This is a genomic window from Pseudomonas sp. GL-RE-29 (assembly GCF_019947275.1).
Lineage (GTDB): Bacteria > Pseudomonadota > Gammaproteobacteria > Pseudomonadales > Pseudomonadaceae > Aquipseudomonas > Aquipseudomonas fluorescens_A.
Genome location: NZ_JAGYGD010000005.1, coordinates 95,599 through 119,268, shown reverse-complemented (window position 1 = coordinate 119,268; position 23,670 = coordinate 95,599). Strand labels below are relative to the sequence as shown.

General features: G+C 58.7%; 11 protein-coding genes. 4 read left to right on the top strand and 7 right to left on the bottom strand.

Features of this window, described 5'->3' with window-relative positions:
* Window positions 1-67 precede the first annotated feature (67 nt).
* From KGB21_RS06640 to KGB21_RS06630, 3 genes are all read right to left on the bottom strand, one after another.
* Entirely contained in the window at window positions 68-1,915 is a 1,848-nt protein-coding gene (locus KGB21_RS06640; protein ID WP_223504459.1) for an amidohydrolase, read from the bottom strand.
* A gap of 294 nt (window positions 1,916-2,209) precedes the next feature.
* A complete protein-coding gene (locus KGB21_RS06635) occupies window positions 2,210-2,524 on the bottom strand; it encodes an SCP2 sterol-binding domain-containing protein (RefSeq protein ID WP_007946492.1) in 315 nt (104 codons plus the stop codon).
* A 65-nt stretch (window positions 2,525-2,589) separates the two neighbouring features.
* Window positions 2,590-3,300: a histidine phosphatase family protein gene (locus KGB21_RS06630; RefSeq protein WP_034147184.1), complete on the bottom strand. Its 711-nt coding sequence runs from the start codon at window positions 3,298-3,300 to the stop codon at window positions 2,590-2,592.
* A gap of 201 nt (window positions 3,301-3,501) precedes the next feature.
* Between KGB21_RS06630 and sohB the strand changes: the two genes are divergently transcribed.
* A complete protein-coding gene (sohB, locus tag KGB21_RS06625) occupies window positions 3,502-4,524 on the top strand; it encodes a protease SohB (protein WP_034147183.1) in 1,023 nt (340 codons plus the stop codon).
* 185 nt (window positions 4,525-4,709) lie between these two features.
* The gene (locus KGB21_RS06620; RefSeq protein ID WP_223504355.1) at window positions 4,710-8,606 is read left to right on the top strand and encodes a leucine-rich repeat domain-containing protein; all 3,897 of its coding nucleotides are present in this window, start codon (window positions 4,710-4,712) and stop codon (window positions 8,604-8,606) included.
* A gap of 57 nt (window positions 8,607-8,663) precedes the next feature.
* Here the strand turns inward: KGB21_RS06620 and KGB21_RS06615 are convergent, their stop codons facing one another.
* Complete coding sequence (locus tag KGB21_RS06615) at window positions 8,664-9,158, bottom strand: DUF934 domain-containing protein (RefSeq protein ID WP_034147181.1); 495 nt, start codon at window positions 9,156-9,158, stop codon at window positions 8,664-8,666.
* Window positions 9,142-10,800 (bottom strand): nitrite/sulfite reductase, encoded by a 1,659-nt coding sequence (locus KGB21_RS06610; RefSeq protein ID WP_223504353.1) that lies wholly within the window; start codon window positions 10,798-10,800, stop codon window positions 9,142-9,144. The genes KGB21_RS06615 and KGB21_RS06610 overlap by 17 nt, the downstream gene beginning before the upstream one ends.
* A gap of 522 nt (window positions 10,801-11,322) precedes the next feature.
* On the opposite strand from KGB21_RS06610, the gene KGB21_RS06605 reads away from it, so the two are divergent.
* On the top strand, window positions 11,323-12,408 hold the full coding sequence (locus KGB21_RS06605) for an ABC transporter substrate-binding protein (protein ID WP_223504352.1): 1,086 nt from the start codon (window positions 11,323-11,325) through the stop codon (window positions 12,406-12,408).
* Window positions 12,409-12,414: 6 nt separating this feature from the next.
* Here the strand turns inward: KGB21_RS06605 and KGB21_RS06600 are convergent, their stop codons facing one another.
* The gene (locus tag KGB21_RS06600; protein ID WP_034147179.1) at window positions 12,415-12,633 is read right to left on the bottom strand and encodes a DUF2970 domain-containing protein; all 219 of its coding nucleotides are present in this window, start codon (window positions 12,631-12,633) and stop codon (window positions 12,415-12,417) included.
* A gap of 169 nt (window positions 12,634-12,802) precedes the next feature.
* Here KGB21_RS06600 and KGB21_RS06595 point away from each other — a divergent pair, with 169 nt between their 5' ends.
* Complete coding sequence (locus KGB21_RS06595) at window positions 12,803-19,432, top strand: NEL-type E3 ubiquitin ligase domain-containing protein (protein WP_223504350.1); 6,630 nt, start codon at window positions 12,803-12,805, stop codon at window positions 19,430-19,432.
* Window positions 19,433-19,821: 389 nt separating this feature from the next.
* On the opposite strand, the gene metH is transcribed toward KGB21_RS06595, so the two are convergent.
* The gene (gene metH / locus KGB21_RS06590) at window positions 19,822-23,532 is read right to left on the bottom strand and encodes a methionine synthase (protein ID WP_223504348.1); all 3,711 of its coding nucleotides are present in this window, start codon (window positions 23,530-23,532) and stop codon (window positions 19,822-19,824) included.
* Window positions 23,533-23,670 lie beyond the last annotated feature (138 nt).

Here is a 23,670-nt window from a genome sequence, read left to right as displayed (position 1 = left end):
GATTTTATGCGAGCGCTACGCGCTCGAGCGGGAGCAAGCCCCCTCGCCACAGATGCGTGGTCTCACTTCAAAACGCGAAGCAAGAACAGCCGAACGCCCCCCAGAAACCGGCAAAATCGCTCACCGGCGCATTCGACAACCGCGCCCGTTCATGACTGTGCGCATGCACCGCACAGGCCCCGACGCATTGATGAACCTGCGCGGTCAGCGGCGCCAAGGGTTTCCAGTGCCCCGGAACTTTTGCGACCGGCGACCATTCCGGCACCACCGGAATCGGCGGCGGGCCGAGTTTTTCGAACTCGACGCTGCCGTAGACGACCTTGCCGTCGACGATGGTCAGCACCGATTCGATGCCTTTGATGCCTTCGTCCTCAATGTGGAAATAGTCCGCCGACAGCGCGATCAGATCCGCCAGTTGCCCGACCTTGATCTGGCCCTTCTTGCCTTGCTCGGAGGAGAACCAGGCGCTGCCGTGGGTGAACAGCTCCAGCGCGGTGTCGCGGCTCAAGCCTTGCGGATACAGCTCCAGACCGCCGACGGTGCGACCGCTGACCAGCCAGTACAGCGAAGTCCACGGGTTGTAACTCGACACCCGCGTGGCATCGGTGCCGGCGCCCACAGGCACGCCTTCGGCGAGCATGCGCGCAATCGGCGGCGTGTGCTCGGCGGCTTTGGCGCCGTAGCGGTCGACGAAGTACTCACCCTGGAACGCCATGCGATCCTGAATCGCAATGCCGCCGCCGAGGGCTTTGACCCGTTCGATGTTCTGCGGGGTGATGGTTTCGGCGTGGTCGAAAAACCATGGCAAGCCATCAAACGGAATGTCGCGATTGACCTTCTCGAACACGTCGAGCATGCGGCTGATCGATTCGTTGTAGGTGGCGTGCAGGCGGAACGGCCAGCGCTGTTCCACCAAATGGCGGACCACCGGCTCCAGATCCTGCTCCATGCTGGACGGCAGGTCCGGGCGCGGTTCAAGAAAATCTTCGAAGTCCGCCGCGGAGAACACCAGCATTTCCCCGGCACCGTTGTGCCGCAGGAAGTCGTCGCCCTGATGCAGGGTCACGCTGCTGGTCCAGTTCTTGAAATCGGTCAGCTCTTCCTTGGGTTTCTGGGTGAACAGGTTGTAGGCAATGCGCACGGTGAGTTGTTGATCTTTGGCCAATTGCTGGATGACCTGATAGTCGTCCGGGTAGTTCTGATAACCGCCACCGGCATCGATGGCGCTGGTCAGACCCAGGCGATTGAGTTCGCGCATGAACTGCCGGGTCGAGTTGACCTGATATTCCAGTGGCAGCTTCGGTCCCTTGGCCAGCGTCGAGTACAGAATCATCGCGTTGGGTCGGGCGATCAGCATGCCGGTCGGGTCGCCATTGGTGTCGCGCTGGATTTCCCCGCCCGGCGGGTTTGGCGTGTCGCGGGTATAACCCACCACTTTCAACGCCGCGCGGTTGAGCAGGGCGCGGTCGTAGAGATGCAGGACAAACACCGGCGTGTCGGGCGCGGCCTTGTTCAATTCGTCGAGGGTGGGCAGGCGTTTTTCGGCGAACTGGAATTCGTTCCAGCCACCGACCACCCGCACCCATTGCGGCGTGGGCGTGCGGTCGGCCTGCTCCTTGAGCATGCGCAGGGCATCGACCAGCGACGGCACGCCTTCCCAGCGCAGTTCCAGATTGTAGTTGAGGCCGCCACGGATCAGGTGCAGGTGCGAGTCGTTGAGACCGGGAATCACCGTGCGCCCGTGCAGGTCGACGATTTGCGTGCCGGGTCCTTGCAGGGCCATGGCCTGGGCATCGCTGCCGACCACCACAAAATGGCCGTCCTTGATCGCCACGGCACTGGCTTGGGGTTTTTTGCGGTCGACGGTGTGCAGGCGTCCGTTATACAGAATGAGGTCGGCGGGTTTATCGGGCATGGTTTTACTCCCAGCGAACAGCGGGCTGATCCAGGCACCGACGGCACCTGCCGAAAGGCCTTGCAGTACACGACGGCGATTGAAACCGTCGTGATCGTCAGGTGGGCTCATGGCAGTGCTCCGCGCAAAAGGATCGAGGGGCAAACGGCCGATGTCTGACGCATGCGGCCAGAAGGAATATAGACGGCAAATCCGCAGGTGGTCGTTTCATGAGGCCGAAAACGACGAATCCCGCCACAAGGGGCGGGATTCGTTGGCAGGCAGGTGCGCTCCCGTAAGTCGGGAGCGACGTGCTTAGCTCGGGAACAGCTCGGACAGTTTCATCGCCAGCATCATGTCGCCTTCAGCGCGCAGTTTGCCGCCCATGAACGCCTGCATACCGTCGGTCGAACCGTCAACGATGCCTTGCAAGGTTTCGCCGTCCATCACCAGAGTCACTTGGGCGTCCGGGTTTTCGCCTTCTTGCAGCTCGCAAGTGCTGTCTTTGACGATCAGCGAGAAGTTCTTGGTGTCGTCGATGCGGAAACCGAAGACCAGGTCCAGACCGGCAGCAGCGGCTGGGTTGAACTTGGCTTTCATTGCTTGTACGGCATCAGCTACGGAGGTCATGGTTCGATCCTTTCTTGGGTAATAAAGCGCTGGGTGGTTACAGCCAGGGTCACAATAGTCCGGACTCAGCGAAACGTGATGAGTTCCGGGGCCTTCAGCAGTTGCAGGTGCGCATGACTGTTGAAGGAAGCCAGGGCCACCTCGCGTCCACGAAACTTCAGGTGGTTGAGCGAGGTGTTGACGATTTGCCAGTTCAGCTCAAAGGCCTGTTTGGCAGGCATTTGCGTAATCAGGTGGAGCAGGGCAGTGATGGTGCCGCCGGAAGTAAACACGGCGATTTTCTGGGTGTTGTCGGCCTGTTCGAGGATCCGCTGCAAACCGGCCTGAACCCGCTCGACAAAGCCCAGCCAGCTTTCCAGGCCCGGTGTGTCGTAGGTGCCGGATAGCCAGCGTTCGATGATCAGGGCGAAAATGCGCTGGAATTCGCTACGGTTTTGCGCGGCGTTGCGCAGGATGTTCAGCGCTTCGGGCTCTTCCGGCAGCATCGCCGGGAGCAGGGCGCGGATCACCGCGTCGGCATCGAATTCGTTGAAGGCGGCATCGGTTTCCAGGATCGGCACAGGCAGGCCCACCGCAGCGAACTGTTCCAGCGCGCTATTGGCCGTATGCTGCTGGCGGCGCAGATCGCCGGCAAGGCAGCGGTCGAAGCTGATGCCGAGCTCGGCCAGGTGCTGGCCGAGGATTTCTGCCTGGCGAATACCGGTCGGCGACAGGACGTCATAGTCGTCTGCACCAAAGGAGGCCTGGCCATGTCGAATCAAATAGATGCTGCCCACGTCCGCGTCATCCCGGTACGTTGAAGGTTTGGCGAGGTTATGAGGATGGCGGTGAGCTGTCAATGAAAAAACATACGCTTGTTTGAAATGCTCGTTACAGGCCTGTTGCCAGAGGTTTCGCGGCTGGTCGCAAGGCCGGCGCATGGGTATGCTGGAGGTATCCCGCGCGCGTTCGAGCCGCGCATCGTTTAAGGAGTCCCTGTGGAGTTTCTCACCGAGTACGCCAGTTTTCTGGCCAAAACCGTGACCCTGGTGATCGCCATTCTGGTGGTCCTGGCCAGTTTTGCGGCATTGCGCAGCAAAGGTCGGCGCAAGGCTGCCGGCCAGTTGCAGGTCAGCAAGCTTAATGATTTCTACAAAGGGTTGCGCGAACGCCTGGAGCAAACCCTGCTCGACAAGGATCAGCTCAAGGCCTTGCGCAAGTCGCAGGCTAAAACCGAGAAAAAACAGAAGAAACAAACCGAGGCCAAACCCCGGGTGTTCGTGCTCGATTTCGACGGTGATATCAAAGCCTCGGCCACCGAAAGCCTGCGTCACGAAATCACCGCGCTGCTGACCCTGGCGACGCCGAAGGATGAAGTGGTGCTGCGTCTGGAAAGCGGCGGCGGCATGGTGCACAGCTACGGCCTGGCGTCATCGCAACTGGCGCGTATCCGCGAGGCAGGCGTGCCGTTGACCGTGTGCATCGACAAGGTCGCGGCCAGCGGCGGCTACATGATGGCGTGCATCGGCCAGAAGATTATCAGCGCGCCGTTCGCGATTCTCGGTTCCATCGGCGTTGTGGCGCAGTTGCCTAACGTCAATCGCCTGCTGAAAAAGCACGACATCGACTTCGAAGTCCTCACCGCTGGCGAATACAAACGCACCCTGACGGTGTTCGGCGAAAACACCGAGAAGGGCCGGGAGAAATTCCAGGAAGACCTGGATATCACTCATCAGCTATTCAAAAACTTTGTTGCTCGCTACCGGCCGCAATTGGCCATCGACGATGTGGCCACCGGTGAAATCTGGCTCGGTGTCGCGGCACTCGACAAGCAACTGGTGGACGAACTTAAGACCAGCGACGAGTACCTCGCCGAACGTGCCAAGCAGTCCGAGCTTTATCATCTGCATTACGCCGAGCGTAAAAGCCTGCAAGAACGTATCGGTATGGCGGCCAGCGGTTCGGTCGATCGTCTGTTGCTGAGCTGGTGGAGCCGCCTGACTCAGCAGCGTTTCTGGTAACGCGCAAAGCTGCATCGAAAACATCAAGCCGGGGCACATTGCCCCGGTTTTTTTTCGCCTGCGAATCCTCGCTGCTTCCAACGTCCTCCACATCACAGCGAATTTTCTGAAGCAGCTCGTCGCTCATTCCTGCTGCCCCTTCGATGGCGGGTGGTTATGTTGGTTTTCCTCGACCTTGCAAAGGAATGCACATGATTAACCCTCCGCTCAATGCACCTCCGAGCCCTGCGCCAAATGTGCGAATGCCGGCCGGATTGCAATCGGCCGTGGCCGATGCGCAACCGCAAACCCCCGAGCTTTTTGGTGGGCAACTGCTCAAGAAAAAGTGGGGGCAGGACATCGATCCGCAGACTGCCCAACTCGTCACGCTGGATTACAACTACCGAGGGCACCCGCCACAGGACGGCATCCAGCAGGGCCGGATCGCCACGTCGCAAACGTTGCTCCAGGCACTGCTGTCCAACGCGCAAACCGTCGGCGACGGACGTTTTGGCGAAACCGCGTTTGGTTTGTACACGCCCCCCGACGTCGGCCCCTCGGTTCGCATCGTGGAAAATGTCGATGAGTTCGCCGACCACGGTAACGGCAACCATGACACCTATGAAGGCGTCTACCGCCGCACCCAGCCACAGACTTATGGCCCTTCGACGCAAATCGCCCTGCGGCCCGCAGACTTCAAGAAATGGGTCTGGGAGCTGGAGCTCAAAAGGCACTTTCAGGAATACCTCGACCGTACCTGGCCATCGGACAAGCGCATCCTGGCACACGATCCTTACCCGCTGCGAACATCGGTAAAGTCAGCATTTGTCATTGCGGCCTGCTTGCAACGCAAGGAAAACAGTTTGGGCGAGGCAGGTCTGGCACTGGCGATGCAGGCGGCCGGACTGCCGGCCGATCAAACCTGGGGCACGCTGACCCTGGCGCAACTGCAAGCGCCGACCCACGCGATGTCGTCGATTGAGGTCAGTCGACTGAAACTCTATCGCTACACCTCGACGGACATCTGGTGTTTTTACGAGCACACTACCGGCGGTTATTTGCTGTACATCCCCGGTAATTCGTCACCCTTGCACCCTTTCACTGACATTCGAACGTTACGCAAATGGGTTGTGCAACAAGCCTCGGCGTCAGACACGAAACAGTCACTGGCTGCACACTTCGTTGAAGACGATCGTGCGGACGGCACTTTCCACGCCGGTGTCTTGACCGCGCTGGATGGCATGGCGATTTACCCCAGGCAACATCACTTGGGGAAAAATGCCGGACTGTTCAACGACGATGGCTTTTGGGATCCGCGGCAATACATTGGTTTTGATACACCGCCTCCAGGCACCGACCCTTTCGCGCAACTGGTGCTGAGCATGAAGAAGACCGCCATGGCCAGCGTCGAAAGCATCCGCGACGATGCGCAGGTCAATCGAGACAATTTGAGTGCGGTCGTCGAGCCTCTCGTCAAGTGGATCAACCAGTTTGGCCCATTGGCATTGTTTGTACCGGGTGGTGAGGGGGTGGTGGTATTGGCCGGGATCATCGATGCCGGCTATGGCGTCGCTGAGGCGGTGAATGGCAAAAGCCCGGAAGAGCGCGCAGAGGGCGTGTCACGCACGATATTCGGATTGTTCAATGCGCTGCCTCTGGCAAAAGCGGTGGCCGATCTCAACGTGGCCGGTTCCAGTGCCGAGTTACCGCATGAAGCCACGACGGTGGAGAGGTTGCCAGAGAGCAAGATTGTGCCCAGGCCGGGCGTGCCGCCGGCAGTTCTGCCCCAGACAGCCTTATCCCGTATGGAGTTGCTGCGCGGTATCTGTGCCCCCGAGGCCACCTTCAGCAATGAGCTGCTGGCGCACATTGGCCGGGTGACCACCGTCGATGACGACATGCTGCGGCTGATGCATGCTGGACGTCCACCGACGCCGCTACTGGCCGACAGCATCAGTCGTTTCAAGCTCGATCAGGCGCTTGACGGTGTCGTCGATCCGGGCGCCAGGGCCGAGCTGTTCAACCAGCGCTATCAGGCGCTCCAGCATTCAGAGCTTGAATGGGTTCGCATTTTCGAGCGCGAGTATCCCGGCCTGCCGAAAAGCGTTGTGCAGCAGATCCTCGACCGCTCCGGCGTTGATATCAACCGGTCACCTGAAGCTACCGAGGTCATACCGGTGCTCCAGCGTCTGGACAGCAAGGTGCGTCAATACCAAGAGCATTTGCGTCTTAACCGGGCATACGAAGGCCTTTACCTGCGCTCCATCGCTCATTCCGATACCAACGTCCTGGCATTGCACTCGCTGGAACGCTTGCCCGGATGGCCAAAAGGCGTGCGAATCGAAGTGCTGGATGGCTCGATCAGCGGCCGCGTGCTGGACCGTAGCGGCCCGTTCGATGCGCCGGACTGCCGTCGTTTGATCAAAACGGGTGGTCGCTATGCCGGGGCGGGTGTGGCGGACCCGGCCAAAGAAAGTACTGACCTGTTTGTGGCTCTCCTGAGTCTCTTGTCTGCTGAAGAACGTACAGCGCTGGCCTTGCACTCGCTGGATCAGGCCATTGAGTTGCGACGACTTCTCAGTGAAATGGCGCTACCGCGTTCCGGGTTCATGCTAGGACTGGGCAGGATGGATTCCGGATTGCCGTTCGACGCGCAAGGACTGCGCGGCGGTGGTTACCCGGCAACACCACAAGGTAGCGCCCTGACACAGCAGATGATGCGGATCCAGGTGCAGCACCTGTATCCGGAATTCACTGACAGCGAAGCCGATGCTCTGTTGCTGGTGGCAGGCGAGGCCGCTCAGAGACATCTGGACCGGTTGATGCAGCAGTTTCAGCAGCTTCACATTGACCTGACTGCCTGGATCGACCGAACGGCGCTGGACATCGATGCCATGGACGTCGACTTCCTGGCCGTGGGCGATGAAGAGGCAGCCGGGATGAATGCGGCGCAAGTGGCCGCGCACAACATCGGGTTGGCGCAGCATGTGATGGAGTACGAGCGAGAGACCCGCACTGAACTGGCCCACGAGTTGATTGCCATCTGGCAGAAACGCGCACCACAGGCCAGCAAACGTTATTCGAATGGAGTGTTTGCCGGATACAAACTGGATCTGGAGTTTGAGGAATACCACCGATTGCCCGACATGAGCGTAAGGTTCAACGAGGTCATAGGTTTGTCGATGCGAGGCATGTCTCTGGGCGCGGGTGAGAGTCTGGGTGCGTTTCTGGAGAGTTTTCCCAATCTCAAGGCACTGAGTCTGGAGCGTCTCGATCTGGGCGTACCCAACCCCGAAGGCCGCCTTATAGGAGGGTTACCTCCCGTTATCCCGCAGATGAAACAGCTCACGGCACTCAATCTGAGAGCAACCTCCCTTGAATTTCAGGAAAACACCGCATCGAAGCTCCGTGAGCTGGTCAATCTGCAAGCGCTGGACCTGAGTGACAACCCGTTGAACGTGGCGCCGGTGCTGCTGGGGATGGACAAGCTGCGAGAAGTAAACCTGCGCAACACGCGGATTACCACGTGCCCGATCGGCATCATGGATGAGCCGTACCTGACGTCGCTCGACCTGCGCGACAACCACATCAGCCGTGTCCCGCAAGCTGTGTTGAATCAAGCCATAGCCCGTGGTCGCGTGAAATTGTGGGGTAACCCACTGACGGACGAAGACACGTTGTTGCGCATTGTCAGGCATCGGGAACTGACGGGAATCAACCTGTGGCTGGCTGAGCCGGGAGCCAGTTATGGCAGCGCTACCGATTGGTTGCGTGAGGGCGACGAGGCGTTGCGTCAGACGAGGGCACTGATCTGGCAGCGACTGAAGGCCAGGCCTTCGAGCACGGGTTTCTTGCGGGTAATGGACGGTCTGAGCCTGACCGCGGATTTTCGGGTCAGTTACCTGGACTTGCAGGCAAGGGTCTGGCGACTGCTGCACGAAGCGGATGCTTCAGATGAGTTGTGGGGCTGGTTGAGAAGAACATTGGAAACCACCATCGCTGATGCCGAAAACCCGTTCGTGATGTTTTCCGCGCTGGAGGACAGGGCGCGGCTCTACAGAGACTGGGTGGCGTTGGGGCGGGGCGTTCCGATAGGGAAGTAGCAAACGTTTTGTAAGTGGATGGCCTTGAACCCCGCGAAGGGGTTCAAGGCATCACGATCAACGGCGACGGAACAGCGGCAGCGGTTCGTCAGTGGCGGCCTGATAGGTCACCGAGAAGTCCTTGAGGCCCTCCAGTGCTTCGTACGGGTCTTTGTCGGGACGTACGGCAAAGGCGTCGAAACCGCAGCGATGCATGTAGAACAGCTGGTCGCGCAGCACATCGCCAATCGCCCGCAGTTCGCCTTTGAAACCATAACGGTCACGCAGCAAACGCGCGTTGGAGTAGTTGCGGCCGTCGGTGAAGGCCGGGAAGTTCAAGGCGATGACCTGGAAATTCGCCACGTCTTCACCGATTTCTTCGGCTTCTTCACCGGCGTCCAGCCAGATGCCCAGGCCGCCGTCGCGGGCCAGGAGCATGCGGCTGTGTTCGCGCCACAGTTGCAACGGCACGATGTAGTCGTCGCAATTGGTGATCTCGTCGATGCTGAAATCCTTGGGCAGCAGGTGCCAGGTTTCGTCGACGACTTCGTTGTTCTTAATGATTCGCTGCATAGACGCGTTCCTTGAAGAGGTCGATGCCAATACGCTGATAGGTGTCGATGAAACGCTCGTCTTCGGTACGTTGTTCGATGTACACGTCGATCAGCTTTTCGATCACGTCAGGCATGGCTTCCTGGGCGAAGGACGGGCCGAGGATCTTGCCCAGGCTGGCGTCGCGGCTGGCGCTGCCGCCGAGGGAAACCTGGTAGAACTCTTCACCTTTCTTGTCCACCCCGAGAATGCCGATGTGGCCGACGTGGTGGTGACCACAGGCGTTCATGCAACCGGAAATGTTCAGGTCCAGTTCACCGATGTCGAACAGGTAGTCCAGGTCGTCGAAACGGCGCTGGATCGATTCGGCGATCGGGATCGACTTGGCGTTGGCCAGGGAGCAGAAATCACCGCCAGGGCAGCAGATGATGTCGGTCAGCAGGCCGATGTTCGGCGTGGCGAAACCTTGCTCGCGCAACTCGCCCCACAGGGTGAACAGCTTGTCCTGCTCAACGTCGGCCAGGATGATGTTCTGCTCGTGGGAAGTGCGCAGTTGAGCGTAGCTGTAACGGTCGGCCAAATCGGCAACGGCGTCGAGTTGCTTGTCGGTGATGTCGCCCGGCGCAACGCCGGTCGGCTTCAGAGACAGGGTCACAGCGACATAACCCGGCTTCTTGTGAGCAAGGGTGTTGCGCACACGCCAGCGGGCGAAGCCCGGGTTTTGCTGGTCGAGCTCGGCCAGTGCGGCGCTCTGATCGTCCAGAGCCTTGTAGTCCGGGTCGACGAAGTGTTTGGCGACGCGATGCACTTCGGCTTCGGTCAACGTGGTCTGGCCACCGCGCAGGTGTTCCATTTCCGCATCGACTTTCTGGGCGAAGACTTCAGGCGTCAGCGCTTTCACTAGAATCTTGATTCGCGCCTTGTACTTGTTGTCACGACGGCCATAGCGGTTGTAAACCCGCAGGATGGCGTCGAGGTAGCTCAACAGGTCTTGCCATGGCAGGAATTCATTGATGAACGCGCCTACGACCGGCGTACGGCCGAGGCCACCGCCGACCAGCACACGGAAACCCAGTTCGCCAGCGGCGTTGTGCACCGGCTCCAGGCCAATGTCGTGGACTTCGATGGCGGCACGGTCGGAGGTCGAACCGTTGACGGCGATCTTGAACTTGCGCGGCAAGTAGGCGAATTCCGGGTGGAAAGTCGTCCACTGACGAACGATTTCGCACCACGGGCGCGGATCGATCAGCTCGTCGGCGGCAACACCGGCGAACTGGTCGGTGGTGACGTTGCGCAGGCAGTTGCCGCTGGTCTGGATCGCGTGCATCTGCACGGTGGCCAGCTCAGCCAGGATGTCCGGGATGTCTTCCACTGCCGGCCAGTTGAACTGCACGTTCTGCCGGGTGCTGATGTGCGCATAGCCCTTGTCGTAGTCACGGGCAATCTTGGCCATCATTCGCATCTGGCGCGAAGTCAGTTGGCCGTACGGCACCGCAACCCGCAACATCGGTGCGAATCGCTGGATATAAAGCCCGTTTTGCAGGCGCAGGGGGCGGAATTCTTCTTCGCTCAGCTCACCTGCCAGATAGCGTCGGGTCTGATCACGGAACTGCTTGACGCGGTCCTCGATGATCCGCTGATCGTACTCGTCGTATACGTACATATAAGTCCTGTTCTCAGGCTTGGGTCGCTCGGATACAGCTGCGTTTTTGTGCTTGCTTGAGTCCGATGGAACCTCTGCAATTCTGCGCGCACGGCCGCGCACTCCCTACGGAGCCGGGGCAAGATACCAGTTTGCAGTTATGCGCAAAAGTGATGTTTGAGTATATGTAAAGAACCAAATCGCCTAATGAGAATCGTTGTTGCAAAGACCCTGTTTGTGGTGCGGGCAATCGTCGTCTTTACTGTGGTCGAGTCTTTATGCAATCACCGATAAAACCGACAAGAGGCGATGCAATGAGCAACCCAACCAAAGCGACAAAAAGCGATAGCACGGTCGATGCCTGGGCGATTCTGTTCCTGATCATTCTGGTCGTTGGTACAGCCGTATTTTGGGTCAGTCACCAATAAACGACCCCGTCCGGGCCTCGTTCTGACGATTGTCGGACAAAAACCGGAATAAACACCGTTTTGCGAAGGTTCGCTGGCTATAATGCGCGGCGAATTTCCGGGGCTCGGGCGACAAATGTTGAAGTTTCTGTGTGGTGCATTACTGGCGCTGGGTACGGTCGCGGGGCCTTGCGCCCAGGCGGAATCAGTGTTGTTCCTGAATCCGGGAACCACCAGGGAAGCTTTTTGGGTCAGTTACTCGCAGTTCATGCAGGCCGCGGCCAAGGACCTGAACGTCGACCTGCGCATCCAGTATTCCGATCGCACCTCCGATATCACCATCAAGCAGGCACGCGAAGCCCTGCTGGGGCCAAACCGACCCGACTATCTGGTGTTCGTCAACGAGCAGTACATCGCTCCGGAAATCCTGCGTCTGGCAAAGGGCAGCGGTGTGAAGCTGTTTCTGGTCAACAACGCCCTGACCGTGGACCAGATGCACCTGCTTGGCGCACGCCCGGACAAATACCCTGATTGGGTGGGCAGCCTGGTGCCCAACGATGAAGAGGGCGGGTACCTGATGCTCAAGGAGCTGATTCGGCTCCATCCCCCCGTCGCCCCCGGACAGATGATTGACCTGGTGGCCTTCTCGGGATTGAAAGTCACCCCGTCCGCGCAGTTGCGAGAGAAGGGCATGCGTCGCGCGTTGGCCGAACACCCCGAGGTGCGCTTGCGGCAATTGGTGTACGGCGGCTGGACCCGGGAGCGCGCCTATGAACAGGCCAAATTGCTGTTCAAACGCTACCCGCAGACCTCGCTGGTCTGGACGGCCAATGACGAAATGAGCTTCGGCGTCATGCAGGCCTACGAAGAAACCGGTGGCAAACCCGGTAAGGATGCGCTGTTCGGCACCATCAACAATTCACCCGATGCCTTGCACGCCTTGCTGGAAAACCGACTGAGCGTGCTGCTGGGTGGGCATTTCAGTCTGGGCGGCTGGGCGTTGGTGCAATTGCATGACTACGACCAGGGTGTCGACGTCAGCCAGTACGGCGGGCGTGACCGGCAGATACCGTTGTTGCAACTGATTGATCGGGCACAGGCCAAGCGCCTGCTGGCGATGGGAGCGGCACAGGACTTCGGCGTGGACTTTCACAAGCTTTCCGCCAAGGGTCGGCCAGTGTCGTATCGCTACCCGTTCAACCTGCAAACCCTGATGCATTGACTCGTTTCAGAGCCCGGCCAGCATCAACACCAGTTTGACGATGCCGAACAGCGTCAGCGCGAATATCGCCGTGAACAGAATCCCCAGAATAACGAAATGACTGGGCTTGCCGTGGGTGAAATCCCGCGCGCGGTTCTTCCCGCTCTGCACACCGAACGCCGCCGCCATGACGCTGTGCAGCATTTGCCAGAAGCTCGGCGGCTTGTTGTCGACTGGATCGTCCATAAATCCCCCGTCTCAAAGTTGGTCTACAGAGCATAGCCAATCCGATGGTTCGCGCCGTGACCGGAGCTGAAGCAATTGGTAACTCACCCTCCTTGATGCGATAACTATGTACCGCAGCTGCGGCCCGTTGAAATGATGTTCTGTCGCTCCACGTGTCAGGAGAGACAGTATGTCCACACAAGTATTGGCTGCAGGAAAAAGCAGCATTCATGGCGAGCTTCTGGAGCAGCTAACGCCTGCTTGGCTGATTGAGGCCACGCCGGCAAGGCGCTCTGCGTTGAAAGCATCCAGCATCCGCCTGCCGGACTGGTATCGGAGTGCATCCATTAAGCAACAGACAGCACTTAGAGACAGCTTTCACGCCAGTTTTACCGCCCAGACCCGGCTGGACAAAACGATGTCGACGCTGCAAGACATCGACACCTTTGCCGCGCCGTTACTGATCAAGGCCCTGAAGGACCGGTTCGGAGTCGAAGCAGACGTCAACAAAACCTATGTGTGTCTGCGACGGCCTCTGGCAATTGGCGACCTTGAAATCGAGGTTTCGACGTTCGAGGTCATGAAACTCTCGTTGTTACAGGCGGCGCTGCACAACTTCGAAGCGTCCGAATGTGAGCAGGGTGCCTATCATGCCCAATCCGGGTTTGTCGTTGAAACGTCGACCCCAGGCGTATTTGAGGCGGTCGCTGTCAATGTGACGGTCAGGCAGCTCCTTACGCTCTGTCGCACCCTCGACATTGGCCAGCAGTATCAAACTTACTTAAAAACGTTTTTCCAATCAGCGGATGCCAAGGCTGAGGACACGCTTCGCCAGCAGTTCATTGCCAGTCAGAAAGCCGCATTGAGGTCAGCCGCCGACATTGCAGTGTTGAAAAAGGATATCGAACCCAAGGATCACGAGATGATCCTGTCGGTTATCAATGGAGAAAATCATCCCAGGCAGGGCAACAAGCAAGTCTGGTTTCGTGATCTGAGTTTGATGAAGCGCAGGATGACCGGCTGTGTCGTATTCGGTATCTGTGAGAAATATCGCTACACCGATGAATTCATTGTTTACGTTCCCCATGATCCGGAACATCCACTCAAGCGTTACACGCCTGCACAGATGCGTGAAGAGTTCAAACGTCAGTTTACGGTACGGGATAAGTCGCTACCCGAGGCAGCCGCGCCGAGTGGGCATCAGCGGTTTTTCAGCCAGTTCGTCGCCTACGCCGACCGTCCTTACTACTTCAGCCAGTTCACCCGCGAAACCGTGGACGCTCCGACTGACCCGTTGCGCTCTATATGGGTGAAAGTCGCTCAGCTCATTCCCCTGGTCTCTAACGTCAGTCGTATCAAAGAGCTGCCACCCGAGCGCCAAGGCAAACGGGAGCCGGAAGACAACCCATATCTCAATCCCGTTGAGATTCTTCACAAAGGGTCTGCAGGTATCTGGGCTGACAACGTCGATCTTTGGGCTTATCTCTACGAACAGAATCGCGACAAGGTAATCGCCGATGCGCGTAGCCACGCAGCCCCCACGGCTGACGTGGATGCGAAGGTTCGCGTGGAAAAGCTCAATCACCTGCTGGAAATCGGCATGCTCGGTTTGAACATGGTGTCGATGTTCGTACCGGTGCTGGGCGAGATCATGATGACGGTCATGGCCGCTCAACTGCTCTACGAATCCTTCGAAGGAGCGATCGAATGGAGTGAAGGCGACCGCATCGCGGCCAAGGCGCATTTAGTCGACGTCGCGGAAAACCTGGCATTGATCGCGGTGATGGCAGGTGTGGGCCACGGTTTCGGCAAACTGGCGGCGGTCAAGCCTGAGCCTGTAATCGAAGGCCTGGAACCGATCAAGCGGTCCAATGGTGACAATCGACTGTGGAAACCGGATCTCAAGGCCTATGAAAGCGATGTGGTTCTGAGTCGCGACACCATTCCCGACGCACAGGGCCGCTTTCGGGTAAAGGGCAAAACGTACATTCGCCAATCGGGCAAGGTCTACGAAAAAGCCTACGATGGATCGCTGAAGAAATGGCGCATCAAACATCCCACCGATGCGCACGCCTGGCAGCCGATTCTCGAGCACAACGGGCATGGCGCGTGGCGTCATACTTACGAGCGTCCGTTGCAGTGGGATCGGCTGACGTTGTTGCGGCGTATAGGCCATTCGACGGACGCGTTGACCGACGAGCAACTGCTCAAGATCGCCGATGGCTGCGCTGTCGACGACAATGCCTTGCGCAAAATGCACGTGGACCATTTACCTCCACCGCCCGAACTGGCGGATGCTCTGGGGCTGTTCGCGGCGGATCCAGAGGGGGCTCAAATCATTGAGCACGCCGCTAGCCGGCAAGCCATCGACAGATTGCAAAGAGAGTGTCCCGGGCTGAGCAGATTCGCCGCGCAGAGGGTCCTGCTCGATGCCAATGTCGAAGAACTGGCGCGGCTGAAAACTACGCGCAGGACTCCCTTGCGGATGCTCGAGCAAGCCCGCTGGTACGCGCAACGGGGCCGTCAGAGTCGTGCTTTCGTCGATCTGCAAACACATCGAATGGTTTCAGCTGACAGCAAATGGCTGGCGCTGCATGCGCTGGAAGAACTGCCGGGCTGGTCCGATGAAGTACGTCTGGAAATCCGTGACGGGCACGTTGAAGGGCCGCTGATCGATGCCATTGGTAGCGAGACTGCGGCCAGTCGCAAGTACCTGGTCAAGAATGGCCCTGCCTACCAAGCGTTTGACGAGCGTGGAGAGGCGCTCAACAGTGTGCCGAGAAATGGCGATAACTTTTTCTCCTCTATCATGCATGCGTTACCGGATGAGTCTCGCCAGACGCTGGGCCTTCCACACGTTGGGCAAAGTGGCGATCTGCAAAGGGCGGTCATCGACTCGGCTGTTGAACATCGAGCTGAACTGGCGCAACGACTGGAGCAGCGATTCAGCGGTAACAAGGCGTTCAAGCCGCCCGTACGCGTTACAGAGCGTACGGTGGGTTACTACGCCAGTGGGCGTGGCCAGGGCTTGCATCCTTCGCTGGTGACTCGCGTGCAGGATGTTTATCCGGGGCTCACCGATCAACAAGCCCACGGCTTTATCCTGAATCAGTTACGGGCAGGAAAAACCGACGCCCAGATTTTTGGCTTGTTGCAATCTCGCCTGCGTGAATGGGAGCTGCTGGAGTCGACGCTCGATCAATGGGTTGGCGAGTCCGCGCCGGAATCTGTTTTGCAATCCATGCTGGGCGGCAGGCCTTCAGTTGCACGTAATATCAAGGAGTGCTGGCGCAATGCTCCGCTGGCCGGGGAGCAACTGCGCTTCCGGTGGCTCGACTTGACCTGTGACGACCCGTTACCGCCGCTGTCTGCGGATTTTTCTCACGTCCGCGAGTTGAGTCTCAGAGGGCGATTCATCAACGATGCCAGTATCGATGCCTTGCTTGGCTATTTTCCCGAACTCGAAGGGCTGGGGGTCAATGCGACCGGTAGTGGATTCACTAACGTGCCACAGAAACTGGGTGCGATGCCGCGCCTCACCAAGTTGAGCCTGTATTCGGCCGAACCCTTCGCCGAGCAGATGCCAACGCAGTTGAGTCAGTTGACGAACCTCGAAGAGCTCAACGTTTACACGCCGGGTTTCACGCCGATGGCACTCGATCTGAGCCGTATGCGCAATCTGCGCAGGCTTGGGATTACGGCCAAGGGGCTGCTGGAGTGGCCGGTCGGAGTGATCGACTTACCGAACCTTGTGCGATTGGATTTGAAAGGCACTGGAATCAGTTCATTGCCCCGCGCCCTGATCGAAGGGCATGAACCACTGTGGTCAGGATTGTCCCTGGAATGGTCGAACTTTTCCCGCGAAGAATTCAAACCCGCCTATGAGTACGTCAAGAATCATCCAGAGCACCTTGTCGACCTGGAGGAAATGGTCAGGGGCTATTCCGAAGCTGAACTGGCGCGACTGGCCGAGGGCGTAGGCGGAGCGTTCCACGCGGTGCCAGACAGTTTTTTTGCGCAATGGCAGGGAGCGCAGGCCAGGTTCGAGGCGGTGGAAGCCTTGAGCGAGCAGCATCGCCTGCTTGATCTCCAGTTGAATCGGTGGACAGGGCAGGGGATTCAGGCGGGATTGGATTTTGATGAGGTGATCAAACGATCAATGGCGACGATTGCTATTCGAACCAGTTGGCGAAACGGCGCATTCAAACGTTACACCTCGATGGCGGATGTTTCGGTGCTGGAACTGCCGAAACTTCAACTTCGAGCGCTTCCGGAATTGTCCGCTGGCGCTTTCAACCATGTGAAGACGTTGTATTTGACCGGGACGCGAGCGACTGCGGAAGAGCTGCAAGGTTTTGTTCGCGGATTTACCGAGCTGCAGACGCTGGACTTGAGTGGCAACGGGTTGACCGAAGTGCCGATAGCGCCTGGCGATCTTGCGAAGTTGACCCGTCTGGATCTCTCCGGTAATCAAATCGTTGTCAGCCCTGGCGTGCAACAGGCGTTCTACGGTTTGAGCGCTCTTGAGTCTCTGGACTTGAGCCATAACCCCCTGAACTCGCTGGACGTCCGTGGTATGGAGCGTCTCCAGGCCCTGAATTTGCAGGCGACGGGGCTACATGAGTGGCCGGCAGGGGCACAAGATCTGCCGCAGCTGAACTGGCTGGACTTGCGTAACAGCAAGATTTCCGCCTTGCCGGAAGCGGTGCTTGAGAACGATGTGCTGACCAAGGTTGATCTGACCGGCACGCCATTGACGCCGCAAGCTGTGTCAGCACTCAAAGCGGCTCGGCAACGTATCGAAATCGCTAAAGGGCTGCCCGCCGGAACCCTTGAAACGTTCGCTCTCGAGCCGGTGCCTTCGGCTTTTCCTCCGGCGGAAAGCGGCTATTCGATCGCTCGTCATTTGCTGCCGCTGTCGCAAGTCCCTGCGGGCGAGGGGGCGGGGAATTTTTCACAACGTTTGCAGCGTTTGAACCCGTCGCTTGCCGACGATGATGCCTTACAGGTGATCGAGCAGATACGTGGGAGCGGGGCGACTGACCTGCAAATCAACGCACGGCTGGCTGGATGGGAGCACACCTTCGAATCGATGACGCGGCGATTGAATGGATGGCTGTTTACGCGACAATCGCGCGGAGCTGGCTGGGTAATGTCGTCCGAAAGCCGCCGGTTGGGAGCCCTGCGAATTCTCGAATGCTGGCGCGAAGGCCTGACCGTCGCAGATGGCGTCACGGACTCGGTGTTGAATCTCAATGGCCTGCAACTCGGTGATCTCCCCGAGCTGCCATTGGAGTTTTCCCATGTGGGTACCTTGAACCTGACCGGTATAAGGATTTCCCCGCACGGCTCCGACGGGTTCCTCAAGGCGTTTACCCAGGTGAAAAGGCTGGAGCTCAATGGCAATGACCTGGAGACAGTGCCGGAGCCTGTCCTGTACATGGACAAACTTGAGCGGCTGGAACTCTCCGCCAACCGCCTGAGCGACGCCGAGCACCGATTTGCCTCATTGAACCGGCTGGAGCGATTGACCTGGCTGGATCTGGGGTACAACGACCTGGACGCCTTTGATATCGCCATTTTCGAGCGGCTTGAGACGCTGGATCTGCGCAACAACAACCTGACTGAGTGGCCGGAAGGTGTACTGGACGCTTCCCAGCTGAGAACGATGAATCTGAGCGGTAATGACATCTCGTCCATTCCACCTCTGGCTTTCGATGGCAGTCACGATGTGCTATTGGCCGGCACTGACCTGAGCGACAACTACAACCTGTCCCGTGAAAGTCTTGAACGCCTCAGGGACTACCGCGAGAGTTCAGCGAGCGAAACGGTACTGGGGCTTTCGCGCTCCGACCTTGATGACTTGATCGAAGAGGCTAATGGTGAGGGCGAAAGCGAAAGCTCCAGCATCGAGCCTGATGAAGTGCTGCCTGAAGCAGAGGTCGGTCCTGAAGAGCTGGCACCGTGGTTGGCCAATGACTCTTCCGAGGAGTTGGCCAGTAAAACGCGAATCTGGAATCAACTGGCGGCTGAACCGGACAATACTGCATTTTTTCATCTGCTTTCGCGCCTTCAGGACACGCAGGAGTTCAGGGTGGCGAATGCCGATCTGACTCGCCGCGTGTGGATGGTGTTGGACGCTGCTGCCAGCAACAGTGAGCTAAGAAAAATCCTGTTTGATAGCTCCAGTTCCCATGGCACTTGTGTCGATGGTCGAATCCTCACCTTCAGCGGCCTGGAAAGCAAAGTGTTCCTACACAATGCCTTGCTCGATGTTCCTGCCGGGCGGCTGTCCGTCAAGGGCGCGCCACTTTTGAAATTGTCCAGGCAACTTTTTCGGCTGGACAAAGTGGATGAGCTGGCAATAAAAGCCGCTCGTCATGCCGGTCAGGATCAGGCGGAGGTGCGGCTGGGTTATCGAATCGGTCTGACGGGGGGATGGAGCGACGGTCTGGAACTGCCCGGCCAACCTAAACACATGACCTATGCCTCGGGTGTCACTCACACGCAGCTGGACGAAGTGCGTCTGGCAGTAATCAATGCGGAGCGTGGCGATGGTTTTTTTGAGGACTTGATCCAGCGTGACTACTGGAAGGACTACCTCGAGGAGAAATACCCTGACGTGTTCAGAGCGCTTGATGAAGCGGAGGCTGGAGAGACGATTGAAGATGAAACGATGAGTGCCGATGATCCGGTATATGTAAATCGGCTGGTCAATAACCAAGTAGCGCGCAATGAGAAGTTGATCGAGCTGTCTCGAAAAGAGGTTGCGGAGATTGAGTCGACAGCCAGTGCCGCCGGCCCATCCATGACGACGTAAAGCTATCCCCGGCGCTAAGCGGCCAAGGTCCCTGTAGGAGCTGCCGCAGGCTGCGATCTTTTGACGTTGATTTTTAAAAAGCCAAGATCAAAAGATCGCAGCCTGCGGCAGCTCCTACAGGCCACATGCGTATTTTCTGTAGGAGCCGGTTTGCTGGCGATGGTCGTTAACGATATCGAGCAAGGACTGACTGAAACGCGGTGCATTTGAGTCCATCGCCAGCAAGCCGGCTCCTACAGAGGGAATGCGTACGGTGCCTGAGAACGAGATCAGCGTTAGTTCGCCTCCGTGATCCTTTTACGGTGGCTCAAGATCAAAAGATCGCAGCCTGCGGCAGCTCCTACAGGCCACATGCGTGTTTCTGCAGGAGCCGGCTTGCTGGCGCCAGGTCAGTTGTCGTAACCCAGGTTCGGCGCCAGCCAGCGCTCGGTCACGCTCAATTCCTGACCTTTACGCGACGTGTAGCTCTGCACCTGATCCTTGTCGATCTTGCCCACGGCGAAGTATTGCGCCTGCGGGTGAGCGAAGTACCAGCCGCTGACCGCTGCCGCCGGGAACATCGCGTAGTGCTCGGTGAGGAACACGCCGCTACGGCCGGCGCGCATTTCCTCGGCTTCTGGATCGAGCAGGGCAAACAGCTGGGCTTTCTCGGTGTGATCCGGACAGGCCGGGTAGCCCGGAGCAGGGCGGATACCGCTGTACTGTTCCTTGATCAGTGCTTCGTTATCCAGCACTTCATCCTTGGCATAACCCCAGTAGTCTTTACGCACCTGCTGGTGCAGCCACTCGGCGCAAGCCTCGGCCAAGCGGTCAGCCAGGGCTTTGACCATGATCGAGTTGTAGTCGTCGCCAGCGTCCTGATAGGCCTTGGCCACTTCTTCGGCGCCGATGCCGGCGGTGGTGATAAAACCACCCACGTAGTCGGTGAGTTCGCTGTCCTTGGGCGCGACAAAGTCGGCCAGGGAGAAGTTCGGCTTGCCGTCAGTCTTGATGTTCTGCTGACGCAGGTGATGCAGCTTGGCCAGTGGCTTGCCGTCATCGCCGTACAGTTCGATGTCATCGTCACGCACCTGGTTGGCCGGCCAGAACCCGAACACTGCACGGGCGCTGATCAGTTTCTCGTCGATCAGCTTGGCGAGCATTTCCTGGGCATCGGCGTACAGCGCCGTGGCGGCTTCACCGACCACTTCGTCCTGAAGGATGCGCGGGAACTTGCCGGCCAGGTCCCAGGAGATGAAAAACGGCGTCCAGTCGATGTACTCGGCCAGCACTTTGAGGTCGATGTTATCCAGCACTTTGCTGCCGGTGAACGTCGGCTTGACCGGCTCGTAGGTGCTCCAGTCGAACTGCGGCTTTTTCGCAATGGAGGCAGCGTAGCTCAGGCGTTCGGTACGGGCGCTGCGGTTGGCGGTGCGCTCGCGGACTTCGACGTATTCCTCGCGGGTTCTCTCGACGAAACCGGCCTTCAGTTCCTTGGACAGCAACTGCGTGGCCACGCCGACAGCACGGGAAGCGTCAGTGACATACACCACCGCGTCGTGGCTGTACTTGGGCTCGATCTTCACCGCTGTGTGCGCTTTGGAAGTGGTCGCGCCACCGATCATCAAAGGCAGGTGGAAATCCTGACGCTGCATCTCGCGAGCGACATGGACCATTTCATCCAGCGACGGCGTGATCAGGCCCGACAGACCAATGATGTCGCACTTTTCATCCTTGGCGACCTGAAGGATTTTCTCCGCCGGCACCATCACACCGAGATCGACGATGTCGTAGCCGTTGCAACCCAGCACCACGCCGACGATGTTCTTGCCGATGTCGTGCACGTCGCCTTTTACCGTGGCCATGAGGATCTTGCCCTTGGCTTCCGGTTTGTCGCCTTTTTCCAGTTCAATGAACGGGATCAAGTGGGCCACGGCCTGCTTCATGACGCGGGCGGATTTCACCACCTGCGGCAGGAACATTTTGCCAGCGCCGAACAGGTCGCCGACGATGTTCATGCCGGACATCAGCGGGCCTTCGATCACTTCGATCGGGCGGGCGAAAGATTGGCGGGACTCTTCTGTGTCTTCAACGATGTGGGTGGTGATGCCCTTGACCAGCGCATGTTCCAGACGCTTGTTGACGTCCCAGCTGCGCCACTCTTCGGTCTCGGCTTCCTTGACGCTGCCGTCGCCCTTGTACTTGTCGGCGATGGCGAGGAGGGCGTCGGTGCCTTCCGGGGTGCGGTTGAGGATCACGTCTTCCACGGCGTCGCGCAGTTCCACCGGGATCTGGTCGTAGATCTCCAGTTGCCCGGCGTTGACGATGCCCATGGTCAGGCCGGCGCGGATTGCGTACAGCAGGAACACCGAGTGGATCGCCTCGCGCACCGGGTTGTTACCACGGAACGAAAACGACACGTTGGACACGCCGCCCGACGTCAGGGCGTACGGCAGTTCGTCGCGGATGTAGGCACAGGCGTTGATGAAGTCCACAGCGTAGTTGTTGTGTTCTTCGATACCGGTGGCCACGGCGAAGATGTTCGGGTCGAAGATGATGTCTTCCGGTGGGAAGCCGACGTCGTTGACCAGAATGTCGTAGGAGCGTTTGCAGATTTCTTTCTTGCGCGCTTCGGTGTCGGCCTGGCCGGCTTCGTCGAACGCCATGACCACCACGGCGGCGCCGTAGCGCTTGCACAGTTTGGCGTGATGAATGAACTGCTCGACGCCTTCCTTCATGCTGATCGAGTTGACGATGCCCTTGCCCTGAATGCATTTCAGGCCGGCTTCGATCACTTCCCATTTCGAGGAGTCGATCATGATCGGTACGCGGGAGATGTCCGGTTCACCGGCAATCAGATTGAGGAAGGTCACCATGGCCTTCTTCGAATCGAGCATCCCTTCGTCCATGTTGATGTCGATCACCTGGGCGCCGGCTTCGACCTGCTGCAGGGCGACTTCCAGGGCTTCGGTGTAGTTGTCTTCACGGATCAGCCGGGCGAATTTGGCCGAGCCGGTGATGTTGGTGCGCTCGCCGACGTTGACGAACAACGAGTTGCGATCGATGGTGAACGGTTCCAGACCCGAGAGGCGGCAGGCCTTCGGGATTTCCGGGATTTCGCGCGGCGCATAACCGGCCACGGCTTTGGCGATGGCTTCGATGTGGCCCGGCGTCGTACCGCAGCAACCGCCGACGATGTTGAGGAAGCCGCTTTGGGCGAATTCTTCGATGACTTTGGCGGTTTGCGCCGGCAGTTCGTCGTACTCGCCGAATTCGTTCGGCAGACCGGCGTTCGGGTGCGCAGAGACGTGGGTGCTGGCCTTGTTCGACAGCTCTTCCAGGTACGGGCGCAGTTCGCTGGCGCCGAGGGCGCAGTTCAGACCGACCGAGATCGGCTTGGCGTGGGCCACGGAGTTCCAGAAGGCTTCGGTGGTCTGGCCGGACAGGGTGCGGCCGGAGGCGTCGGTGATGGTGCCGGAAATCATGATCGGCAATTCGATGCCCAGTTCTTCGAACACGCCTTGCACGGCGAAGATCGCGGCTTTGGCGTTCAGGGTATCGAAAATGGTTTCGATCAGGATCAGGTCGGCGCCGCCTTCGATCAGGCCTTTGGTGGCCTCGGTGTAGTTCTCCACCAGCTCATCAAAGGTCACGTTGCGGTAGCCGGGGTTGTTCACGTCCGGGGACAGCGAGCAGGTGCGGCTGGTAGGGCCGAGCACGCCGGCGACGAAGCGCGGCTTGTCCGGGTTCTCGAGGGTTTTCGCATCGGCGACCTTGCGCGCCAGGCGAGCGCCTTCTACGTTCAGTTCGTAGGCCAGTTCTTCCATGCCGTAATCGGCCATGGAAATACGAGTAGCGTTGAAGGTGTTGGTTTCCAGAATGTCGGCGCCGGCATCCAGATAGGCTTTCTCGATACCACCAATCACATCCGGGCGCGTCAGCACCAACAGGTCGTTGTTGCCTTTGACATCGCTCGGCCAGTCGGCGAAGCGTTTGCCACGGTAATCCTGCTCTTCGAGCTTATAGCTCTGGATCATCGTGCCCATGCCGCCATCGAGAATCAGGATGCGCTCTTTGAGGGCGTGCTTGAGAGCTTGAAGGCGAACGCTGCGATCGGACATTTGGACTACTCGGTAAGGCCATGACGAAGGGCCGGGATAATAGCAAACCTGTGCGCTTTTAGAGCATGTTCGCCTTTTGCATGAATATCGCTCATGTTGGTGGGGCGTGCGGAACGGTAGAATCGCGGCGTTTTTTCA